This is a genomic window from Paraburkholderia sp. BL10I2N1, from assembly GCF_004361815.1.
In the GTDB taxonomy this organism is placed as follows: domain Bacteria; phylum Pseudomonadota; class Gammaproteobacteria; order Burkholderiales; family Burkholderiaceae; genus Paraburkholderia.
This window is the reverse complement of sequence record NZ_SNWA01000001.1, coordinates 2337028-2358125: the sequence shown is the minus strand read 5'-3', so window position 1 is coordinate 2358125 and position 21098 is coordinate 2337028. Positions and strand designations below refer to the sequence as shown.

The window sequence follows — 21098 nt, the reverse complement described above, 5'->3', positions numbered from 1 at the left end:
AACAGAACAGCCCTGTACGCACAGGGCTGTTCTCTTTTGATCACGCGATTGCGCGTGGCTACTTGGTCGCAGGCAAACCCGCCTCATTCTGACGTTGCAGCATCTGAACCTGGCGCTGCAGATCGCGCAACTGTGCCTGGGCCTTCTCTTTCTCGACACGCAACGCGACGGCCTCGGCCTGCATCTGACGCTGACGATCGCTGACCTGCGCCTGTTGCGTGCGAGCGACTTCGAGATCAGCCTGCAGACGCCGTGCGCGATCTGCCGACGACGCAATCACGCGATCGAGAAACGCGTTTTGTGCCTGCAACTGCGTGCGGTGAATCTCGATTTCAGCCAGCTGCGACGTTTGCTGCACGAAGCCCGCATAGATCGCTTCGGCACGCGCCTCGTCCTGGGACTTGATTACGCGCCAGAAATGACGGTCCTGAAACAGCGCGACGTAGTACGTCACTTCGTCAGGATGGAAAAAGAGACTCGCACCGAAGCTGCCGTTGTACGTCGTACGCAACTCGACCAGCTTCGCGTCGTGGATCATCTGGATCAGTTCGGCAACGTAGCCTTGCACGTCCGCGTCATTTCCCGCTACGACGCCCGATGCGGCCTGCGGTGCGGGCGCGGACGTGGCGGGCTGCGCCGTCAGTGCACTCATCGCAGGCCGCGTGCCGACGACGGGCACCGTCGCCTCGCTCTCCTGCGCCAGCGCCAACGCGCCATGCAGCGAGGCGCCCGCCATGGCAAGCAATGCCACGCGCCGCAGAGATAAGGAGTACTTCATCGTGCACGCTCCAAGCGAAACAATTCCAGTAGAGCCGCTTATTATCGCGCGGATTCGTAGCAAAGCGAAGCGTTCTACAGTCGCGCGGCGGGACTTTAAATCAAGATAAAGACCGGTGATGTCGGCGGTGCTGTCGATTGATCCGCCCCACTCGGCCGTCGCCGCGATGCATAGAAATTTCGCCGCGCCGAGCGGCTGAACTATCACGGACAACGACAAGAAAAAACCGGCTTGAAGCCGGCTTTTTCAGGTGCCTCGGAAACGCCCGGGAAGGCATACGCTAGAAGCGGGTCTCGCGCGCCACCCGCAGGAAGGTATCGAGCAACGGCGTGCAATCGAGCAGTTCCGGACCACCGGCGCGGTGAAACTCAGGGTGCCACTGCACGCCCATCACGAACGGAGCGCGACGATAGCGCACGGCTTCGATGATGCCGTCCGCGGCTGACACCGCCTCGATGTTCAGGTCGCGTCCGAGCGACTTCACCGCCTGGTGGTGGATCGAATTGACGATCGCCTCGCGGCGCCCGGGGAACATGTTCGCCAGCGTGGAGCCGTCCGGGAAGTGGATCGCGTGACGGTGCTGGTCGTAATGTTCGCTGACGTGCACGCCGGCAGTCGGCACATCGGTGGCGATGTCCTGGTACAGCGTGCCGCCGAACGCGACGTTGATCAGCTGGCAACCGCGGCAAACGCCGAGCACCGGTTTGCCTGACTCGACGAATTCATGCAGCAGCTCGAGTTCGTACATGTCCCGGACACGGTCGCCGGGCCATTCCGGCCGCGTTGCGACTTCCTCGTACGACTGCGGCGACACGTCCGCGCCACCCTGCAGCAACAGCCCGTCGAGATGCTTTGCATAGTCGCGCAGCCGGATGTTGCTCGGATGCAGCATGCCTTGATGCCCGACCGTCGGGATCATGAAGACGATCACGTCGCGTGACATCACCCAGTGGGCAATCGATTCTTCCAGGTACTGCAACGTCTTGCCGCGCAGCCCTCTCGCACCCGGTTCCGGGTGAAAGATCCGCGCGGACACGCCGATGCGCAGCGTGCGCTGGGTAATCCTCTGACCGGCGCGATCGAACAGCTGCCGGGCACGTGCCGCGATGATCCGGCCGAACACCGACCAGGCCGAATCGCTCTGCCGCAGATAGCGCGGCGTTGACGGCGGCAGCGCACTGGCCGGCGGCGGGTTGAAGGCAGTGAAATCGGGTTGCGACGTAAAGCCCGGGGGCGGCGACCCAGGCGCGGGTTTCGCCGAAGCGTCCGCCGCTGCCTCGGTGGTGTCCGCCGCTGCCTTGTGAGCCTGTTGCGCAGCCGGAGCGGCTGAAGCCGGCGACGCCGGGCTGCCATGCCTCGCAGCCTTGTCCCGGTCCCGCTCATGCACTTCGGCTTCCTGCTTCGCGGTCGCCTCCACGGCGGCGGCGCGGGCCCGTGCTGCATCGAGCTGTTGCTGGGTCCTGGGAGGATCGGCTGGCGTCACGGTCGATGCGCTTGCGGGCGCATCGGTCGAGGCGCGTGCCGCCGCCTCGCTGGTTTCGCTGGAAGGCCCCGTCGATCCCTGCTGTGTTTCAGACGTCGAGGCAGACGTCGAAACGCCAGGCAGGTCGGTTGCCGGAGAAGCGCCGGGTGTGCCGGGATTGGCTGACTTGTTTTCGCTCATGACTGTGGGGCAGGCGCGCCGGGCACGCGAACGAATGGACCAGCCCTGATTATCCGCCACCGGGCGATGGCGGGCAAACCTCCAAACAATTACTCACATTGTTGCGTTTTTTTCGGCGTCGCCGGATCACGGGTCGGGCTGTTCGTCGAGCGTTTCGCGCAGCGCGATCTGCATCGAGGCGTGGATCTTCACGCACCAGCGCCACAGCAGCGCCACCAGCAATGCCGCGCAGACCAGCACGGCGACGAGCAGGCCAGTCGGCGGCAGGATCGCGCCGGAGAGCGCCGCGACGAGCAGAAACACGCCGATCATCGAGACCACCGGCACGAGGTCCGAGATCGCATAACGAAGCGCACTGGTGAAGCGCCCCGCCTTCGCGGGCTGCACGCTGACTTCGGCGAGCAGCAAGGCAAGCGACTTGGTCTTGCGATAGACCGCGACAAGAAACGGTATCGACACGACGAGCGCCGCGCTCCACAGCACGACGTGCTGGATCGGCTCGGATGGCACCCAGCGCGCGAGCCACGCCCCGGCATACGGCGCGCCATACGAAGCGGCCAGGAAGATCGCCGCGACGAGCGCAAGATTCACCGCGATCTGCAGGACGATATGTCGCGTGATGCTGAACACGGTCGGACCGCCGCTCTCCGGCCGCAAGCTGTCGAGCCATTGCCCGTACATGCCGAAGACGTTCACGACAGTGGACGGCAGCGCCGCGCCGAGGCGGCGCGTCAGCGGGTCTGCGGCGCGGATCAGGTAGGGCGTGAAGAGTGTCGTGAGCGCCGAGACGGCGACCGCGATCGGATAGAGAAACGCGCTCGTCACCTTCAGCGTGAGGCCGAGCGACGCGATGATGAACGAGAACTCGCCGATCTGCGAGACGGTCATGCCGACCCGCATCGCCGTGCGCCCGTCCCTGCCGGCGAGAAAGGCGCCGAGCCCGCACGAGACGATTTTGCCCAGGACTACCGCGGCCGTGATCACGGCGATCGGCCATGCGTAGTCGACCAGCACGGCCGGATTCAGCATCAGCCCGATCGTGACGAAGAAAATCGCGGAGAACGCATCGCGCAGCGGCGCGATCAGATGCTCGATGCGATGCAGATGACGCGACTCGGCCATGATCGCACCGATCATGAAGGCGCCAAGCGCAATGCTGTAGTCGAGCTTCACGACGAGCAGACAGAAGCCGAAGCAAAAGCCGAGCACCGACACGAGCAGCATCTCGTCGCTGTTCGAACGCGCGACATAATTGAGCGCCCGCGGTACGACGAGAATCCCGACCACTAACGACACCGTCATGAACAGCAGCAGCTTGCCGAGCGTGATGAACGCGATGCCCGGGCTCAACTGGCCCGTCTGCGCGATGCCGGAGAGCAGGACGAGCATCGCAATCGCGAGAATATCCTCGACGATCAGGATGCCGAAGACGAGCTGCGCGAAACGCTCGCGCTTGAGACCGAGATCCGAGAGCGCCTTGACGATGATCGTCGTCGACGATACCGCGAGGATCGCGCCGAGGAACAGCGAATCCATCGGGTTCCAGCCGAACGCGCTGCCGATTTCATAGCCCAGCCACAGCATCAAGACGATCTCGGACAAGGCCGCGACAACCGCTGTCGCCCCCACGCGAAAAAGCTTGCGCAGACTGAACTCGAGCCCGAGCGAGAACATCAGGAATACCACGCCGAGCTCGCCCAGGGTCTGGATCGTCTGCTCGTCGTGGATCAGCTGGAACGGCGGCGTGTATGGCCCGATGATCACGCCCGCTGCGATGTATCCGAGCACCACCGGCTGTTTCAGGCGATGAAACAGCACGGTGACGACGCCCGCGATCGCCATCACCACCGCCAGGTCCTGAATGAAGCCGATGCCGTGATGCATGCGCGAGAATCCTTACAATATGTAAAACTTGAATGGTAACCCATCCCCTCGGCGGATCGATTTCAGCCGGTTACGGTTCAGTCATCCGCCAGCTGGCGGGAGCCGATCTACAATGCGGACGATATCGCCTGACGGTTTCGCCGCCGCCCGCCTGTCCTGTCCCTTGGTACCACGTCATTGAGACAGCCCCGCGGCACGTAGCGAAGCCGGTCCACGCATCATGCAACCGACCCGGACTGCCATGGCCACCGAATTCACGCCCTTCCCGCCGCTCGCCCAACTCGCCGCCGATCTGGCCGCCGGACGCACCACCAGCCGCGCACTCGTCGAAGCCGCACTCGACAGGATCGCCGATCCGGCAGGCCAAGGCGCCATTGCCTTCATGCACGTCGATGCCGACAGCGCCCGCGCCGCTGCCGACGCGCACGACCGCCTGCGCGCCGCCGGCACCGTGCTGTCGCCGCTCGCCGGCATCCCCGTCTCGGTGAAGGACCTGTTCGACATTCAGGGCCAGGTGACGCGCGCCGGTTCACGCGCGCTCGAAAACGCCGCCCCGGCAATCGCCGATGCAGTGGCGGTCGCCCGGCTGAAGCGGGCGGGCGCAGTCATCGTCGGCCGCACCAACATGAGCGAATTTGCGTTCTCCGGTCTCGGCCTCAATCCGCATTACGGCAACCCGCTGTCGCCCTACCGGCGCGGGGTGAAAGGCGACGAACGCATCTCGGGCGGTTCGTCGTCGGGCGCGGCGGCGTCGGTTGCGGACGGCATGGCCGCGGTCGCGCTCGGCACGGACACCGGCGGCTCGATCCGCATTCCGGCTGCGCTCTGCGGCCTGACCGGCTTCAAGCCGACCGCCGACCGCATTCCAAAACAGGGCGGCGTGCCGCTCTCGCCGACGCTCGATTCGTTCGGCCCGATCGGCGTTTCGGTGGCGTGCTGCGCGCTGATCGACCGGGTGCTGGCCGGGCTCGAGCCGCGCATTCCAGCCGCGCGGCCGCTCGAAGGCGTGCGGCTCGGCGTGCTCACGAACCATGTCACGGACGGCGTGGAGCCCGCCGTGGCCGAGGCAATCGATACCGCGCTCAAGCATCTGGAAGCGGCCGGCGCGATTGTCAGCGAGGTTCGCTTCGCACCGCTCGACCGGCTGCCAGAGATTAACCGCTTCGGCTTTTCGCCGATCGAGGCCTATGCATGGCACCGTCCGTTGCTCGAGAAACACCGTGACGAGTACGACCCGCGCGTACTGGCGCGGATTCTCAAAGGCCAGCCAGCCAGCGCAGCCGACTATCTTGACCTCGTCGCCGAACGCAACGCGCTGCTCGAGGCTGCGCGCGCACTGTGGCAACGTTTCGACGCGATCGTCGCGCCGACGGTGCCGGTCTTGCCGCCGCGCGTCGCCGATCTGGAACACGACGACGACGCTTTCGGCCGGGTCAACGCATTGATCCTGCGGAATCCGAGCGCGTTCAATTTCCTCGATTCGTGCGCCCTGTCGCTGCCGTGCCATCCGCGCAGCAGTGCACCCGTCGGGCTGATGCTCGCCGGCGCGCCGCACGCTGACGATGCCCTGCTCGCCATCGGCCGGGCGACTGAAGCCGTCCTCAACACGATCCGCTAGACAAAACGCGATGCAACCGGGGTTCGCGCTAGAATCGCGCTCACCACCACGCTAATTCAGCCCTAAATTAAATATATGGCCCTGACCCATCTGATGAAGAACCACGACCCCGTGCTGCGTCGTGAGCGCACCCTGCTGGTCCTGCTTGGCCTGATCTGCGTAGCGCTGGTCGCCGGCGCGTTGTATCTGCAATTCGTCGAGCACCAGGATCCCTGTCCGCTGTGCATCATCCAGCGTTATTTCTTCCTGCTGATCGCCATCTTCGCATTCCTCGGCGCGCGCTTCCAAAGCTGGCGCGGTGTACGCCTGCTGGAATTCCTCGCTGCGCTGTCGGCACTCGGCGGCATCGTCACCGCCGCGCGCCATGTCTATGTGCAGGCCCACCCTGGCTTCAGCTGCGGCTTCGACGCGTTGCAGCCCGTCGTCGACAACCTGCCTCCCGCGCACTGGCTGCCCAGCGTATTCAAGGTGGCGGGCCTGTGCGAAACGCCCTACCCGCCGATCTTCGGCATCTCGCTGCCGGGCTGGTCGCTGATCGCGTTCGTGGTCGCCTTTGTGCCGCTCGCGCTGAGCCTGCTGCGCAACCGCCGACGCGGATAAGCGCAACGACATCGCGCAGGCAGGCCTGGCTCCGGGCCGCCTGCGCGTAAACACCTGGCCGGGGGTGTGCATACCCGGTCGCTGCGATTCCCGCCTCTGCGTCCGGTACGGGGTCCAGCCACACAGGCTGTGTGCCCCGTCCCGCCTCACTCCCGCGCCATCTCCCCCGGCGCGCAACTTCCGCGCCGCACGCGAATCGTACGATTGTCATGATTGCGTGCTGATAACCCGCATCATCGCCGGGAAATACTTTCCGGAGCCCGTCAGTGCTATCTTCGGTCATGGATGGCGATCTACGTGCGCGAGGCCGGCTACGGCGCGACCCCAAGCGTAACGCGCGCCCGGTCCGCAATGTCTTCTGGATTGGCCATGACAACGCAAACCATCCGTTTCTATTACCGTGGGTCCGTCCGTGAAATACGCGACGTGCCTGCGTCGCGCACGGTGCTCCAGCATCTGCGTGAGGATCTCCATTGCACAGGCACTAAGGAAGGCTGCGCGGAAGGCGATTGCGGCGCATGCACGGTCGTGGTCGGCGAATGCGACGCGCACGGCGCGCTCCAGCTGAAAGCGGTCAACGCGTGCATCCAGTTCCTGCCGACGCTCGACGGCCGCGCGCTCTTCACCGTCGAAGACCTGCGCGATACGGACGGCGCGCTACATCCGGTCCAGCAGGCGATGGTCGACTGCCACGGTTCGCAATGCGGGTTCTGTACGCCTGGTTTCGTCATGTCGATGTGGGCGCTCTATGAGAACCAGCCGGCCGCGGCCGGCCTGCCGACACGCGATGAAATCAACACCGCCCTGTCCGGCAACCTGTGCCGCTGCACTGGCTACCGGCCGATCGTCGAAGCCGCGCAGAAAATGTTCGACTACCGGCAATATCCGCGCGTGCCGTTCGACCGCGCGAAGATCGCCGAAACGCTGCAGGCCATCCAGCGTCATGACACGTTCGAGTACACCGCGCCCGATGCACGCGGCGCTGAATTCGACGCGTCGACGTTTTACGCGCCAGTCGACATCAACACTTTTGCCATGTTGCGCGCGCTGCATCCGCACGCGCGCATTCTCGCGGGCAGCACCGACGTCGGCCTGTGGGTGACGAAGCAGTTTCGCGATCTCGGCGACATCCTGTACACCGGCAACGTCGCCGAACTCAAAACCATCGAACGGGATGCGCAGACGCTGACGATCGGCGCGGCGGCATCGCTTGAAGATGCCTATGCGGCGCTCGCCGTCGACTACCCCGAACTCGCCGAACTGTGGACCCGCTTCGCTTCGCTGCCGATCCGCAATGCCGGCACACTCGGCGGCAACGTCGCGAACGGGTCGCCGATCGGCGACTCGATGCCTGCGTTGATCGCGCTCGGCGCCGAGGTCGTCCTGCGGCAGGCAGACCGAACACGCACGCTGCCGCTCGACGCGTTCTATCTGGGATATCAGAAAAGCGCGCTGCACGTGGGCGAATTCGTCGCGGCCATCCGCGTGCCGCGCCCCGCGCGCGATCTGCGCTTTCGCACCTACAAGGTCTCGAAGCGGTACGATCAGGACATCTCGGCCGTATGCGCGGCGTTCGCGCTGCGCATCGATGATCGCGGCGCGATCATCGATGCACGTATCGCATTCGGCGGCATGGCGGCGATTCCGCAACGGGCCGGTCACGCCGAAGCGGCCCTCAGCGGCGCGATCTGGAATGAAGCAACCGTGCGCCACGCAATGGATGCACTCGCCGCCGACTATCAGCCGCTGACCGATATGCGGGCATCGAGCGGATACCGGTTGAAGGTCGCGCGCAATCTGCTGTGGCGCTTCCATCTTGAAACGCGCGACACTGCGCCGCTCGCTCTGTGCGACGTGAATGCCTTCGCATTTGAAGCAGACCAGGCTAAGGCCGCAACCGCACAGGAGCCGTCGCCATGAACAGGCAGACCGATGCATTCATCGTCGAGGCCAGCGGTCGCAACACAACGGCCGCGACTGCGATCGGCGCGGCATTGCCGCACGAATCGGCGGCGCTGCATGTGAGTGGCGAAGCCACCTACACCGACGATATCCCCGAACTCCAGGACACGCTGCACGCCGCGCTCGGTCTTTCGCGCCATGCGCATGCGCGCATCGTCTCGCTCGATCTCGACGCTGTGCGCAATGCCCCTGGCGTGATCGCGGTCCTGACCGCCGCCGACATCCCCGGCGAAAACAATTGCGGTCCGGTGCTGCACGACGATCCGATCCTCGCCACCGACGAAGTGTTGTATCTCGGCCAACCGGTGTTCGCCGTGATCGCACAGAGCCATGAACTCGCGCGCCGCGCCGCATCGCTCGCAAGGAGCGACGATGTGATTCGCTATGAGCCACTCGAAGTCGTGCTTACGCCGGCCGAAGCCAAAGCGAAAAAGCAGTTCGTACTGCCGCCACTGCATCTGACGCGCGGCGCGCCTGTCGAGAAGATCGCCTCAGCGCCGCACCGGATCAAGGACACGTTCGAGGTCGGTGGCCAGGAGCAGTTCTATCTCGAAGGACAGGTCGCGTACGCGCTGCCGAAAGAGATGGACGGCATGCTCGTCTACAGCTCGACGCAACATCCCAGCGAAATGCAGCACGTCGTCGCGCACATGCTCGGCTGGCCGACGCACAACGTGATCTGCGAATGTCGGCGGATGGGCGGGGGGTTCGGCGGCAAGGAATCGCAGTCGGCGCTGTTCGCCTGCGTCGCGGCGCTCGCAGCGCACAAGCTGCGGCGTCCGGTGAAACTGCGCGCCGACCGCGACGACGACTTCATGATCACCGGCAAGCGCCATGACGCCTTCTACGAATACGAAGCCGGGTTCGACGACACCGGCCGGATTCTCGGCGCACGCGTCGAAATCGCGTTGCGGGCCGGCTATTCGGCGGACCTGTCGGGTGCCGTAGCGACACGCGCCGTATGTCACTTCGACAATGCGTATTACCTGTCCGACGTCGACATCGTCGCGCTGTGCTGCAAGACGAATACGCAGTCGAACACCGCCTTTCGCGGCTTCGGCGGCCCGCAGGGCGCGCTCGTGATGGAGGTGATGCTCGACAGCATCGCGCGGCAGCTGAAATGCGATCCACTCGACGTGCGACTTGCCAACTTCTACGGCGTCGGTGAGCGCGACGTGACACCGTATGGACAACGCGTCGAGGACAACATCATCGCGCCGCTCACCGACAAACTCCTCGCAACCAGCGACTATCGTGCGCGGCGTGCCGCCCTTGCCGCATTCAACGCGGCAAGCCCGGTGCTCAAGCGCGGGATAGCCTTGACGCCTGTGAAGTTCGGCATCTCGTTCAACGTGCCGTTCCTGAATCAGGCGGGCGCGCTCGTGCACATCTACAAGGATGGCTCGATCCTCGTCAATCACGGCGGCACCGAGATGGGCCAGGGACTCAACACGAAGGTCGCCCAGGTCGTCGCCGGCGAATTCGGCGTGGCGCTGTCCCGTGTGCGCGTGACCGCGACCGATACGTCGAAAGTCGCGAACACATCGGCGACGGCGGCGTCGACGGGCAGCGACCTGAACGGCAAGGCCGCCGAAGCGGCCGCGCGCACGATACGCGAGCGGCTCGCGGCACTCGCTGCGAAAGAACTCAGCGGCGCGGCCGAAGACGTGCAGTTCGCTGACGGCATGGTGAGCGTCAACGGCGCGGCCATGCCGTTTGAACAGCTGACGGGCGCCGCGTATCTGGCCCGCGTGCAACTGTGGTCCGACGGTTTCTATACGACACCCAAAGTCCACTGGGACGCCAAGACGCTGACCGGTCATCCGTTCTACTATTTCGCCTATGGCGCTGCGGTGTCGGAGGTTGTGATCGATACACTGACAGGCGAATGGAAGCTCATACGCGCCGACGCCCTGCACGATGTCGGGCAGTCGATCAATCCGGCCATCGATATCGGCCAGGTGGAAGGAGGATTCATCCAGGGCATGGGCTGGCTCACCACCGAAGAACTCTGGTGGAATCGCGATGGCCGTCTGATGACGCATGCGCCATCGACGTACAAGATTCCGGCGATCAGCGACACACCGGCCGCGTTCCACGTCCAGTTGTATCGCAACGAAAACGCCGAGCCAACCGTGTTCCGTTCGAAGGCTGTCGGCGAGCCTCCATTGCTGTTGCCGTTCTCGGTGTTTCTGGCGCTGCGCGATGCGATCGCGGCCGCCGTGCCCGATGCGCCGAGCGCACCGTCATTGCGCGCGCCGGCGACACCCGAGGCGATTCTCGACGCGCTCGAGACACTGCAGGCTGCGACGGACGCAAAGGCGGCTGCGGGAACCGCTCCCGCGCCCGCAGCCGCCGATACGACTGCCTAGATTACACAGGCGGCCTGCGCGCACATGAAGCGCGCAGGCCGCCACGATCAACCAGCCGCACGGCGATCCCGTGAGGCCCTGTATGGAGAAACGCCGGATGCAAGCCTGGCTACCCGATCTGCAACAACTGCTCGTTCACGGCGACGCCGCGGTGCTCGTGACGGTCGCGCGCGTCGAAGGCTCCGCGCCCCGCGAGGCCGGCACCAAGATGATCGTGACGCGCGACTCGGCGCGGCATACCATCGGCGGCGGACATCTCGAATGGAAAGCCATCGAAAGCGCGCGTCAGGTGCTGAGGGACGGCATGCGCACACCGCGTATGCGGCGTCTCGAACGGTTCGCGCTGGGCCCAAGCCTTGGACAGTGCTGCGGTGGTGCAGTCGTGCTCGCGTTCGAGCGGCTCGATGTCGGCGATCTCGGCTGGGTGACGTCGCTTGCGAAGCGCAATGCCGCCGGTCTTTCGACGGTCCGTAGCGTATCATTCGGGCCCGCCCCGGATGCCGTGATGCTGTCCGACCCGGAGCCCGGCGTCGAAAGCGCCGACTGCCTGCTATGGGATGGCGCCGGTTTCGACGAAAGCAGCGCACTCCTCACCGAGACCATCGCGCCGCGCGACTTCGCCGTCGTGCTGTTCGGCGCAGGCCATGTCGGTGCCGCGCTCGTGCGGGTACTGGCCACCTTGCCGTGCCACGTACGCTGGGTCGACGAACGTGACGCGCAGTTTCCTCCACCCGCCACGCTCGCTGCGCCGAACCTCACGATCGACGCCAACGACGCTCCTGACGAAGCCGTCGATCAGGCTGCGCCGAACACGTATTTCATCGTGATGACGCACGATCACCGGGTCGATCTCGCACTCGCGGAACGCATCCTGCGGCGCGGCGACTATGCGTTCTTCGGCATGATCGGCTCGCACACGAAGCGCAAGCAGTTCGAGCACCGGCTCGCCGCACGCGGCATCGATCCGGCGCAGATCGCGCGGATGAGGTGCCCGCTCGGCGTCGAGGGCATCGTCGACAAGTCGCCCGAGATCATCGCGATCTCGGCGGCCGCGCAACTGCTGCAGGCTGTCGAAGCCAACGCCCATGCAGCGCAGCTTGCATAGCGCGGCAGCACCTCGAACCTCCGGAGCGAGACTCGCTCCCTCAAACCATAACCAGCAAAATACCAGCCATGACGACTACTTCCTCTCTCGCCAGCAAGGTGGCAGGCGCACCGAAGGCAGAACTGCATATCCACATCGAAGGCTCGCTCGAACCCGAGCTGATCTTCAAGCTCGCGGAGCGCAACGGCGTGACGCTCGCGTACGACTCGATCGACGCGCTGCGGGCCGCCTACGCCTTTACCGATCTGCAATCGTTCCTCGACATCTACTACGCGGGCGCAAGCGTGCTCCTGACCGAGCACGATTTCTACGACATGACGATGGCGTACGCCGAACGCGCGCTTGCCGATAACGTCGTGCACACCGAGATCTTCTTCGATCCGCAGACCCATACCGAGCGTGGTGTTTCGATCGCGACGGCGGTCGCCGGGATCGAACGCGCACTGGCGGACGCGGAAAAACGTGGCCTGACGAGCAAGCTGATTCTGTGCTTCCTGCGCCACCTGTCAGAAGAAGATGCGCTCGCGACGTTCGACGCCGCGTTGCCGCTTTTCGATCAGTACAGCCATCGCCTGATTGGTGTCGGTCTGGATTCGTCTGAGCGCGGCCACCCGCCGTCGAAGTTCGAACGTGTATTCGCCAGGGCGCGTGCGAAGGGGCTGAAGCTCGTCGCCCATGCCGGCGAGGAAGGACCGCCGTCGTACATCTACGAAGCGCTCGATCTGCTGAAGGTCGACCGGGTCGATCACGGCGTACGCAGCATCGAAGATCCCGCACTTGTGACGCGACTCGCCGATACGCGCGTCGCGCTGACCGTGTGCCCGCTGTCGAACCTCAAGCTATGCGTGTTCGACGATCTGACGAAGCACACGCTGAAGGACCTGCTCGACCACGGCGTGGCCGTCACGGTGAATTCGGACGACCCGGCGTATTTCGGCGGCTACGTCAACGCGAACTATCTGGCAACCATCGACGCGCTGAAGCTGACCGACGCGGAGGTCTACACCATTTTGCGCAACAGCTTCGAGGCGTCGTTCGTCACGCAGGCGGAGCGCGATGCGCTCATCGCAAGACTCGACGCGCACTGGCATGCCGCCGGTGCTGCATTGCCTGCCTGACAGCAGGCATCGAAGGTGACGGGGAGGCCAGCCGGCCTCTCGATCCCAGGCTATTACGGAGACAGTGTTTCTCATGAATCAGACGGCTTACCGCGCACAACTGCTGACCTTCAATGGCGATCCCGCGCAATCGTCCAACGCAGCGGTCTTCAACGAAGACGGCCTGCTGATCGTCGAGGACGGACACGTAGTCGCGAGCGGCGCGTATGCGGCCCTGTCGAAGCAGCTCGCGCCGGACACGCAGGTAACAGAGATGCGCGGCAAGCTGATCGTGCCGGGCTTTATCGACACGCACATCCACTATCCGCAGACGGACATGATTGCGTCGCCGGCGCCCGGGCTTCTGCCGTGGCTGGACACCTATACGTTCCCAACCGAGCGTCGGTTCGAGGACATGGCCTATGCGCGGGACACGGCGATGTTCTTCGTCGACGAGCTGCTCGCGTGCGGCACGACGACCGCGCTGGTCTACTGCACGGTGCACAAACAGTCGGCGGATGCGCTGTTTGCCGAAAGCGAACTGCGCAATCTGCGGATGGTGGCGGGCAAGGTGTTGATGGACCGCAACTGTCCTGAGTTCCTGCGCGACACCGCGCAGTCGGGATACGACGACAGCAGGGAGCTGATTGACCGCTGGCACAACCGCGGCCGGCAGATGTACGCGTTGACGCCGCGCTTTGCGCCCACTTCGACCGAAGCGCAGCTGGAAGCGTGCGGTGTCCTCGCGCGCGAGCATCAGGATGTGTTTGTCCAGAGCCACGTCGCCGAGAACACCGACGAAGTGAAATGGGTCGCGGATCTGTTCCCAGGGCATCGCAGTTATCTCGACATTTACGATCACTACGGCTTGCTGCGTCGTCGCGCGGTGTACGGGCACTGCATCTATCTCGACGACGAGGACCGCAGGCGGATGGCGCAGACTGGCGCGGTTGCGTCGCATTGCCCGACGTCGAATCTGTTTCTTGGCAGCGGGCTGTTCGATTTCGACAAGGCCGGTGAAGCGGGAATGCCGGTTGCGCTGGCTACCGACGTCGGTGGCGGCACGTCGTTCTCGATGCTGCAGACGATGAACGAAGCGCATAAGGTTGCCCGGCTCAATGGGCATCATCTGACGGCGACGCGCATGTTCTGGCTTGCGACCGCCGGCGCGGCGGAGGCGCTTGATCTTGCCGACAAGGTTGGGACGCTTCGCGCCGGCGCGGAGGCGGATTTTGTCGTGCTCGATCCGGCGGCGACGCCTTTGCTTGCAAGGCGGAATGCGCGATGTGAGTCGCTCGAGGAGCTGTTGTTTTCGTTTGCGTTGCTTGGGGATGATCGGACTGTGTTCGAGACTTATGCCGCTGGCAAGCGGGTGCATCAGAGGGATGTCGTTAAGGAGCAGGTTGTTCGTATTGCTGCTGTTTGAGTTTTTTCTTCTGTTTGATTTTGTAGTTGCCTTTTCTTGATTTGCTTCTGGTTTATTAGCGTCGCCCCGCACAGGGGCAACGCCAATAAACCACTAACAAAACAAGGAACCGCGAAAACAGAAGCAAACTCACCCGTCACCCTTGCACACAAACCTGATACAAAGCATTCAACCGCCGCTGTGGATCAGCAACATAAGGATTACTCTCATCCCAGGCATACCCAGCAAGCACAGCGCTGATCATGCGCCGAATAGAAGCCGTCTGCTCTGGATAAAAAATGATCTCCTGCAATTCGCCGGTGTACCACCGCTCGACAAAAGCCCGAAACGTATCGATCCCTTTACGCAGCGGCAAATCATAATCAACCCGCCAGTCAACAGAACCACCCGCAAACTGCCGCAACAAAGTCTGCACGGCAAGATGCGCAGACCGCATCGCAATAGTCACACCGGAAGAAAAAACAGGATCAAGAAACTCCCCGGCATTGCCAAGCAACGCATATCCAGGTCCATGCAGCTGCGCCACATTGGCCGCATAACCACCGATATGCCGCACAGGCATCAAGAACGGCGCAGTGCCGATCAAAGCCCCCAGCGTAGGCTCCTCCAGGATCAACTCCCGCAACCGCGCGTCGCGCTCTTCATCGGGGCAATCAAGAAAGCTCGCCTCAGCCACGCATCCCACTGAAGATCGCCCTCCCGCTAGCGGAATCATCCAGTACCAGACGTCCCGCCGCTCGGGATGAACAGCAACCACGATCTTGTTGCGGTCAATCGCGCCAAAGGGAATCCCATCGCACACGTGCGTAAAAATCGCGGCCCGTGTGGGCATCCGCGTCGGCGCTTCGAGATTCAGCAGCCGTGGCAGCACGCGCCCAAATCCGCTCGCGTCCAGCACGAACCGCGCACGCACCTGATAGACGTGGCCCGCCTCATCTTCGACATCGAGCACCGGTGCATCGCCCGCCTGCATCGCACGCACAGAGTGGCCAAAGCGTACATCGGCGCCCTGCTGCGCGGCACAGCGAATCAGCAGGTCATCGAAGGTCGCGCGGTCTACCTGATAGGTCGTGCCCCACCCGGCGGAATGCTTGTCGCGGAAATCGAATGCGGATGAGCGCTCCCTGTGAATGAAGTGCGCTCCATTCTTGTGCTGAAAGCCCGCTTCAACCACAGCCTGCAACATGCCCGCCTCTTCGAGGTAAGCCATGCTTTGCGGCAGCAAGCTCTCGCCAATGGAGAAACGCGGAAAATGCTGGCGCTCGAGCACCAGCACCGAACGCCCCGCTTGCCTGAGTAACGCCGCCGCAACAGCACCCGATGGTCCCGCGCCAATGATAGCCACATCGACGTCGTTATCTGATGAGCCTGATATCGTATTCAACACACCCTCTTCTAGTTGCCTTCACTCGACAGCTTCCTGCGCTCTATCTCTTCGCCCACGATACATCCGCTTGCCATTACAATGGCGCGCGGATCAATAATCAACAACACTATCCCGGCGAGGAGATCACATGTCGCCATCAGAAACATCCCACGTGCCTTTCGTGCCGGAAACGGCCTTCGGCATCTGGTTTCTGCGTACCCGTACCTGGGAACACCACGTCCTGCGCGTCGCAATCAACGACCTCAAACGACTGATCGACGCACCACTGCCCGTCGCACCCGTCATCGTGGACGTCGGCTGCGGCCAGGGTATCTCGTTTCGCCTTCTGGCCGAAGCATTCAAGCCCGAGCGCATCGTCGGCATCGACTTTCACAAGCCGTCGCTGGCGCTTGCAGAACATGCGGGCCGCGCCTGCCCGCCGCAGACCACTATCGAAGTCATGCATGCCGACTGCGCGCAGTTGCCGCTCGCCGACGCCAGCGCGGACATCGTGTTCTGTCACCAAACGTTCCATCACCTCGTCGAACAGGAACGCGCACTCGCGGAATTCCGCCGTGTGCTGAAACCGGGCGGCGTGCTGCTGTTCGCCGAATCGACCGATGCGTACATCAAGTCGTGGGTCATCCGCCTGCTGTTCCGCCATCCGATGCATGTGCAGAAAAGCGCCGATGGTTACCTCGACATGATCCGTCATGCGGGCTTTACGTTCTCTTCGCGGAACATTTCCCTGCCTTATCTCTGGTGGAGCCGGGCGAAGGATTTCGGCCTTTTCGAACGGCTCGGCCTGCATCGTCCGCAACCTGGCAAGCGTCGCGAAACGCTCGTCAATGTCGCCGCGATCCGATCGACCTGAGGCGGCCTGAAACGTCCCGGGTTACCTGACGCAACGCGCCAATAAAACCGCTGAGGCGGCAACACCGACTCCCGGTGTGTCGCCGCCCAGGTTGCCGCAGGTCGTTACTTCTTCAGCGTAACCACATCGCCAATCAGCGCCACGCCGGCGATGACGGCACCGGCGCCGCACGTGTACTGGGTTGCGCTCTCGCGCAGTTCGTTCCGGTAGTTGCTCTTGATGTTGATGACGGCATTGCCGCCTTCCTTGCGTGCGCGCTCCTGCAACTCGATTACGGCCGACAGGAACACGTGCTTGCAGGCTACCTCATCGCTCTTGCCGAACGCGTTGGTCTTCTTGTTTGTCGCGAATTCGCCCTGCGATTTCACGACAGCCGGATGACGCTGACCGGCGAAATATAACGGAATATCGTCGCTTACCTTGCCCGGCTCACTCTGCAGCGCTTCGTCGACCGGATAGTCATGCACGGTATCGCGCGCAAAGGCGTGCGAGGTAGCAAGTGTGGCGAACAGGGTCGCAAGCATCAGTTGGCGTTTCATGGTCTCTCCTCGTATTGATTATTTTGCTTCGAGTACGGCGACAGCCAGCGCGCCGAGTGTGTGGCCAAACTTCATTATTATTTCCCTCGTTATGGTTACGGTCTTCTTCTGTACTTCAAACGCCCTTCCAGGCGCTAAACATCAGGCTGGAGCAACTGCCGCCAAACCCGAATGAAACCGACATCGCCGCTTCGATCGTCGCATCCCGCGACGCCCTCACGAGCGGCATACGCTCAATGCCCAGATCGGGATCGTCCGTCTCGATTCCCGTCGCGCCTGCGATGAACCCGTCGCGCATCATCAGCAACGCATAGATCGCTTCGTGTGCGCCGCACGCGCCAAGAGGATGCCCGGTCAATCCTTTCGTCGACGAAAACGCCGGCAACTGTTCGCCGAAGACCGTCTGCAGCGCGAGCAATTCTTCTGCATCGCCGCGTGGCGTCGACGGCGCATGGGTGTTGATGTAGTCCGGCTGCGTACCTGCTTCTTCGAGCGCACCGCGTATCGCGCGCGCAATGCCCTCTGCGTGCGGCGTCACCATGCCGGCGCCGTCGGTGCAATGGCCGAAGCCGGTCAGTTCCGCGTATATGCGCGCACCGCGCGCCAGCGCGTGCGCGAGCGACTCCAGCACCAGCACGCCAGCCCCCGAAGCGATCACGAAGCCGTCGCGCGCGACGTCGTAGGGGCGCGACGCGCGCGAAGGCGTGTCGTTGAAGCGCCGCGACAACGCGCCCATCGCATCGAACATCAGCGTCATGTTGTCGTGCAGCGCTTCGCTGCCGCCGGCCAGTACGATGTCCTGGCGGCCGGTCTGGATCAGCTGCATCGCCTGCCCGATCGCCAGCGATGAAGTCGTGCACGCGGACGAAGGCGAATACGTCACGCCCTCCACCCCGAACACCTGGGCGACGTTCGCCGAAGCGGTGCTGCTCATTGCCTGCGGCACCGTGTACGGCGGGGTTTTCTCGACACCGCGTGCATTGGCGATCGCCATCGCTGCATCATAGGCCGACATCGTGCCGACGCCCGAGCCGATCACCGCGCCTGCGCGCGGCGAGCGAAGCGCGGCCGGATCGAGCGCGGCGTCGTCGAGCGCCTTGCGGGCCGCATGTGCCGCGAAACGCGCCGTATCGCCCATGAAACGCTCGAGCTTTCGGTCGAAGTGCGTCTCGCCGGCCACCGATGCAACCCCCGCTACCTGGGTTTCGAAACCGCGCTCACGCCACGCATCGATCCGCGTGATGCCGCCGCGCCCCGCACGTAGCGCGGCCGACACGTCGTCGAGCGAGTTGCCCAGGCACGACACGATGCCCATCCCGGTGACGACCACACGTGACATGCCGCGCCCCTTCAACTCACTCACGGTGCGCGCCTGAAAATCAGCGATGTGTTGATTCCGCCGAACGCGAAGTTATTGCTCATCACGTATTCCGCGTCGATCACGCGGCCTTCGCCCATGATGTAGTCGAGGGTTGCGCAGGCGGGATCGACCTCGGTCAGGTTGAGCGTGGGTGCATACCAGTTGCGCTTCATCATCTCGATGGTCCACCATGCTTCGAGCGCGCCACACGCGCCGAGCGTGTGGCCGACGTAACTCTTCAGCGAACTGATCGGCATCCGTGCGCCGAAAGTCTGTGCGGTCGCCTGGCTTTCAGCGACATCGCCGCGATCGGTCGACGTGCCGTGTGCATTCACGTACGCGATCGCTTCGGGTGAGAGTTGCGCATCGCGCAAGGCAAGCTGCATCGCATGCGCCATCGTTGCAGCGGTCGGCTGCGTCATGTGCGCGCCATCCGAATTGCAGCCGAACCCGACGATCTCCGCGTGAATCTTCGCGCCACGCGCAATCGCGTGGTCGTAGTCTTCCAGCACCAGCGTCGCCGCGCCTTCGCCCACCACGAGCCCGTCACGCGCAACGTCGAACGGACGCGGCGTCAGATGCGGTGCGTCGTTGCGCGTGCTGGTCGCATAGAGCGTGTCGAATACGGCCACCGCCGGCCCCGACAGTTCCTCCGCGCCGCCCGCGAGCATCAGCGTCTGCCTGCCGGTCGCGATCGTCTCGTACGCGTAGCCGATTGCCTGGCTGCCGGACGCGCACGCACACGACGTCGGCACGATGCGGCCTTTCAGATCCCAGAAGAGACTGACGTTGACCGCGGCGGTGTGCGGCATCATCTGCACGTAGCTGTTCGACGTCACCTCACTCATCGAGCCGGTTTCGAGCATGCTTCCAAAGGCGCGGATCGGCTGCACGGATCCCGACGACGATCCGTATGCGACGCCCATGCGGCCATCGCTGATGGAGGCATCGTCGAGCAGGCCGGCATCGGCCAGCGCGAATTCGCTCGCGCGCACCGAGTACATCGAGACGGGTCCCATCGAGCGCGTCTTCTTGCGCGGATAGTGCGCGGGCAGCGTGAATTCCGGCAACGGACACGCAAGCCGCGTATGCAGGGACGTGAAGTAATCCCATTCGGGCATGCGCCGCACGGCGTTGCGGCCGCTCTTCAGCCTGGCCTCGATGTCGCTCCAGTCGCTGCCGAACGCCGTGACGCCGCCCATGCCGGTGATGACGACGCGCTTCATCACACCATCCCGCCATTGACGCCGATCACCTGCCGCGTCACATACGACGCCGCATCCGACATCAGGAAACTCACCACCGATGCCACTTCGACCGGCTGGCCGACGCGGTTCATCGGCACGGTCTTGAGCGCGTGTTCGAGGGGCACTTCGTCAAGCATGCCGGTCTCGATCAACCCAGGCGCGACGCAGTTGACCGTGATGTTGCGCGTCGCAAGTTCGACGGCGAGCGCCTTGGTCGCGCCGATCAGACCTGCTTTCGCCGCGCTGTAGTTGACCTGGCCACGGTTGCCCATCACGCCCGAAACGGACGCGATCGTGACGATCCGGCCGCCTTTGCGTGCGCGCACCATCGGCATCGTCAGTGGATGCACGACGTTGTAGAAGGAGTCGAGACCGGTTTCGATCACGACGTCCCAGTCTTCTTCGGTCAGAGCGGGAAAGGCGGCATCGCGTGTGACCCCTGCGCTGCAGACGATGCCGTAGTAAGGCCCATGCGCGGCGACATCCGCTTCGAGCACTTCGCGGCAGGTCGCGCGGTCGCGCACATCGAACTGCAGCACACGCGCCGTGCCGCCCTGGGCGGCGATGCCGGCGGTGACGGCCTGCGCTTCGCTGCGGCCCGTGCGGCAATGCACGGAGACGATGAAGCCATCGGCAGCCAGTTGATAGGCAATCGCACGGCCAATGCCGCGGCTTGCACCGGTTACGAGAACACGCCGGCTCATGAGCTGAAGCTCCCCTCGATGAATGTCTGAAAATCGGTCGGCTGGAAGACCTTGATGACGGCCTCGGCGCAACGCACGCCGTCGTGGTCGATGGCGCATTCGTACGCGCTGTGCCCTTCTTCGCCGCGCAGCAGTTCCGTCGCTTCGACGACGAGGCGCGCGCGGGCGGGAAATGCCGGCAGCAGCGCCGCATAGCTGCGCGTGCCGAGCAGCACACCATGCCGCGCCCTGCCGCCTGCACGCATCGCGAGCAGGCTGATGTGCGCGGCGATCGTCTGCGCCATCAGTTCGATGCCAATCCAGGCGGGCATCGCGCCGTCGGCATCGGCGTACCACGCGTCGCTCTGCACGTGGGCTTCAGCGGTGAGCCTTTGGTCCGCGCACGTCAGCACGGCATCGATCAGCAGCATCGTGCCGCGATGCGGCAGGATTGCGTCGATCGGCGGAAAGGCCGTGCCGGTCGCGCCGGTGACACGGTTGTCGGTTACTTCTGTCATCGCTTC

General features: G+C 63.9%; 17 protein-coding genes. 8 read left to right on the top strand and 9 right to left on the bottom strand.

Annotation, left to right across the window (positions count from 1 at the left end; genetic code table 11):
* Positions 1 to 58: 58 nt before the first annotated feature.
* From B0G77_RS11075 to B0G77_RS11065, 3 genes are all read right to left on the bottom strand, one after another.
* Positions 59 to 778: a DUF2968 domain-containing protein gene (locus tag B0G77_RS11075; RefSeq protein ID WP_133662171.1), complete on the bottom strand. Its 720-nt coding sequence runs from the start codon at positions 776 to 778 to the stop codon at positions 59 to 61.
* A gap of 280 nt (positions 779 to 1058) precedes the next feature.
* A complete protein-coding gene (locus B0G77_RS11070) occupies positions 1059 to 2441 on the bottom strand; it encodes a type 1 glutamine amidotransferase (RefSeq protein WP_133662170.1) in 1383 nt (460 codons plus the stop codon).
* A gap of 126 nt (positions 2442 to 2567) precedes the next feature.
* Positions 2568 to 4325 carry a cation:proton antiporter gene (locus B0G77_RS11065; RefSeq protein WP_133662169.1) on the bottom strand — a complete coding sequence of 586 codons (1758 nt, stop codon included), beginning with the start codon at positions 4323 to 4325 and terminating at the stop codon, positions 2568 to 2570.
* 241 nt (positions 4326 to 4566) lie between these two features.
* Here B0G77_RS11065 and B0G77_RS11060 point away from each other — a divergent pair, with 241 nt between their 5' ends.
* The 7 genes from B0G77_RS11060 to guaD all read left to right on the top strand — a co-directional run bounded on the left by B0G77_RS11060 (position 4567) and on the right by guaD (position 14505).
* A complete protein-coding gene (locus tag B0G77_RS11060; protein ID WP_133662168.1) occupies positions 4567 to 5943 on the top strand; it encodes an amidase in 1377 nt (458 codons plus the stop codon).
* A 93-nt stretch (positions 5944 to 6036) separates the two neighbouring features.
* Positions 6037 to 6543, top strand: coding sequence for a disulfide bond formation protein B (locus tag B0G77_RS11055; RefSeq protein WP_133662167.1), 507 nt, complete (start codon positions 6037 to 6039; stop codon positions 6541 to 6543).
* Between the two features lie 369 nt (positions 6544 to 6912).
* On the top strand, positions 6913 to 8463 hold the full coding sequence (gene xdhA / locus B0G77_RS11050) for a xanthine dehydrogenase small subunit (RefSeq protein ID WP_208116416.1): 1551 nt from the start codon (positions 6913 to 6915) through the stop codon (positions 8461 to 8463).
* Positions 8460 to 10877 (top strand): xanthine dehydrogenase molybdopterin binding subunit, encoded by a 2418-nt coding sequence (gene xdhB / locus B0G77_RS11045; protein WP_133662165.1) that lies wholly within the window; start codon positions 8460 to 8462, stop codon positions 10875 to 10877. The genes xdhA and xdhB overlap by 4 nt, the downstream gene beginning before the upstream one ends.
* A gap of 97 nt (positions 10878 to 10974) precedes the next feature.
* Positions 10975 to 11982, top strand: a complete 1008-nt coding sequence (gene xdhC / locus B0G77_RS11040; protein ID WP_133662164.1) for a xanthine dehydrogenase accessory protein XdhC — start codon at positions 10975 to 10977, stop codon at positions 11980 to 11982.
* A gap of 68 nt (positions 11983 to 12050) precedes the next feature.
* Entirely contained in the window at positions 12051 to 13100 is a 1050-nt protein-coding gene (locus B0G77_RS11035; protein WP_133662163.1) for an adenosine deaminase, read from the top strand.
* A gap of 73 nt (positions 13101 to 13173) precedes the next feature.
* Positions 13174 to 14505, top strand: coding sequence for a guanine deaminase (gene guaD / locus B0G77_RS11030; RefSeq protein ID WP_133662162.1), 1332 nt, complete (start codon positions 13174 to 13176; stop codon positions 14503 to 14505).
* A gap of 136 nt (positions 14506 to 14641) precedes the next feature.
* Here the strand turns inward: guaD and B0G77_RS11025 are convergent, their stop codons facing one another.
* Positions 14642 to 15889 carry an NAD(P)/FAD-dependent oxidoreductase gene (locus tag B0G77_RS11025; protein ID WP_133662161.1) on the bottom strand — a complete coding sequence of 416 codons (1248 nt, stop codon included), beginning with the start codon at positions 15887 to 15889 and terminating at the stop codon, positions 14642 to 14644.
* Between the two features lie 130 nt (positions 15890 to 16019).
* Here B0G77_RS11025 and B0G77_RS11020 point away from each other — a divergent pair, with 130 nt between their 5' ends.
* On the top strand, positions 16020 to 16745 hold the full coding sequence (locus B0G77_RS11020; protein WP_133662160.1) for a class I SAM-dependent methyltransferase: 726 nt from the start codon (positions 16020 to 16022) through the stop codon (positions 16743 to 16745).
* Between the two features lie 104 nt (positions 16746 to 16849).
* Here B0G77_RS11020 and B0G77_RS11015 read toward each other — a convergent pair whose 3' ends face one another.
* The 5 genes from B0G77_RS11015 to B0G77_RS10995 form a co-directional block, all read right to left on the bottom strand.
* Positions 16850 to 17284 (bottom strand): excinuclease ABC subunit A, encoded by a 435-nt coding sequence (locus B0G77_RS11015; RefSeq protein WP_133662159.1) that lies wholly within the window; start codon positions 17282 to 17284, stop codon positions 16850 to 16852.
* A gap of 115 nt (positions 17285 to 17399) precedes the next feature.
* Complete coding sequence (locus B0G77_RS11010) at positions 17400 to 18623, bottom strand: beta-ketoacyl synthase N-terminal-like domain-containing protein (RefSeq protein ID WP_208116459.1); 1224 nt, start codon at positions 18621 to 18623, stop codon at positions 17400 to 17402.
* A 20-nt stretch (positions 18624 to 18643) separates the two neighbouring features.
* A complete protein-coding gene (locus tag B0G77_RS11005; protein WP_133662157.1) occupies positions 18644 to 19870 on the bottom strand; it encodes a beta-ketoacyl-ACP synthase in 1227 nt (408 codons plus the stop codon).
* Entirely contained in the window at positions 19870 to 20595 is a 726-nt protein-coding gene (locus B0G77_RS11000; protein ID WP_133662156.1) for a 3-ketoacyl-ACP reductase FabG2, read from the bottom strand. The genes B0G77_RS11005 and B0G77_RS11000 overlap by 1 nt, the downstream gene beginning before the upstream one ends.
* A complete protein-coding gene (locus tag B0G77_RS10995; protein WP_133662155.1) occupies positions 20592 to 21092 on the bottom strand; it encodes a hotdog family protein in 501 nt (166 codons plus the stop codon). Before B0G77_RS10995 ends, B0G77_RS11000 begins: the two co-directional genes overlap by 4 nt.
* Positions 21093 to 21098 lie beyond the last annotated feature (6 nt).

Coding starts and splice junctions, on each gene's coding strand:
- B0G77_RS11075 (WP_133662171.1), bottom strand. CDS start 778: ATGAAGTACTCCTTATCTCTGCGGCGCGTGGCATTGCTTGCCATGGCG.
- B0G77_RS11070 (WP_133662170.1), bottom strand. CDS start 2,441: ATGAGCGAAAACAAGTCAGCCAATCCCGGCACACCCGGCGCTTCTCCG.
- B0G77_RS11065 (WP_133662169.1), bottom strand. CDS start 4,325: ATGCATCACGGCATCGGCTTCATTCAGGACCTGGCGGTGGTGATGGCG.
- B0G77_RS11060 (WP_133662168.1), top strand. CDS start 4,567: ATGGCCACCGAATTCACGCCCTTCCCGCCGCTCGCCCAACTCGCCGCC.
- B0G77_RS11055 (WP_133662167.1), top strand. CDS start 6,037: ATGAAGAACCACGACCCCGTGCTGCGTCGTGAGCGCACCCTGCTGGTC.
- xdhA (WP_208116416.1), top strand. CDS start 6,913: ATGACAACGCAAACCATCCGTTTCTATTACCGTGGGTCCGTCCGTGAA.
- xdhB (WP_133662165.1), top strand. CDS start 8,460: ATGAACAGGCAGACCGATGCATTCATCGTCGAGGCCAGCGGTCGCAAC.
- xdhC (WP_133662164.1), top strand. CDS start 10,975: ATGCAAGCCTGGCTACCCGATCTGCAACAACTGCTCGTTCACGGCGAC.
- B0G77_RS11035 (WP_133662163.1), top strand. CDS start 12,051: ATGACGACTACTTCCTCTCTCGCCAGCAAGGTGGCAGGCGCACCGAAG.
- guaD (WP_133662162.1), top strand. CDS start 13,174: ATGAATCAGACGGCTTACCGCGCACAACTGCTGACCTTCAATGGCGAT.
- B0G77_RS11020 (WP_133662160.1), top strand. CDS start 16,020: ATGTCGCCATCAGAAACATCCCACGTGCCTTTCGTGCCGGAAACGGCC.
- B0G77_RS11015 (WP_133662159.1), bottom strand. CDS start 17,284: ATGAAACGCCAACTGATGCTTGCGACCCTGTTCGCCACACTTGCTACC.
- B0G77_RS11010 (WP_208116459.1), bottom strand. CDS start 18,623: ATGTCACGTGTGGTCGTCACCGGGATGGGCATCGTGTCGTGCCTGGGC.
- B0G77_RS11005 (WP_133662157.1), bottom strand. CDS start 19,870: ATGAAGCGCGTCGTCATCACCGGCATGGGCGGCGTCACGGCGTTCGGC.
- B0G77_RS11000 (WP_133662156.1), bottom strand. CDS start 20,595: ATGAGCCGGCGTGTTCTCGTAACCGGTGCAAGCCGCGGCATTGGCCGT.
- B0G77_RS10995 (WP_133662155.1), bottom strand. CDS start 21,092: ATGACAGAAGTAACCGACAACCGTGTCACCGGCGCGACCGGCACGGCC.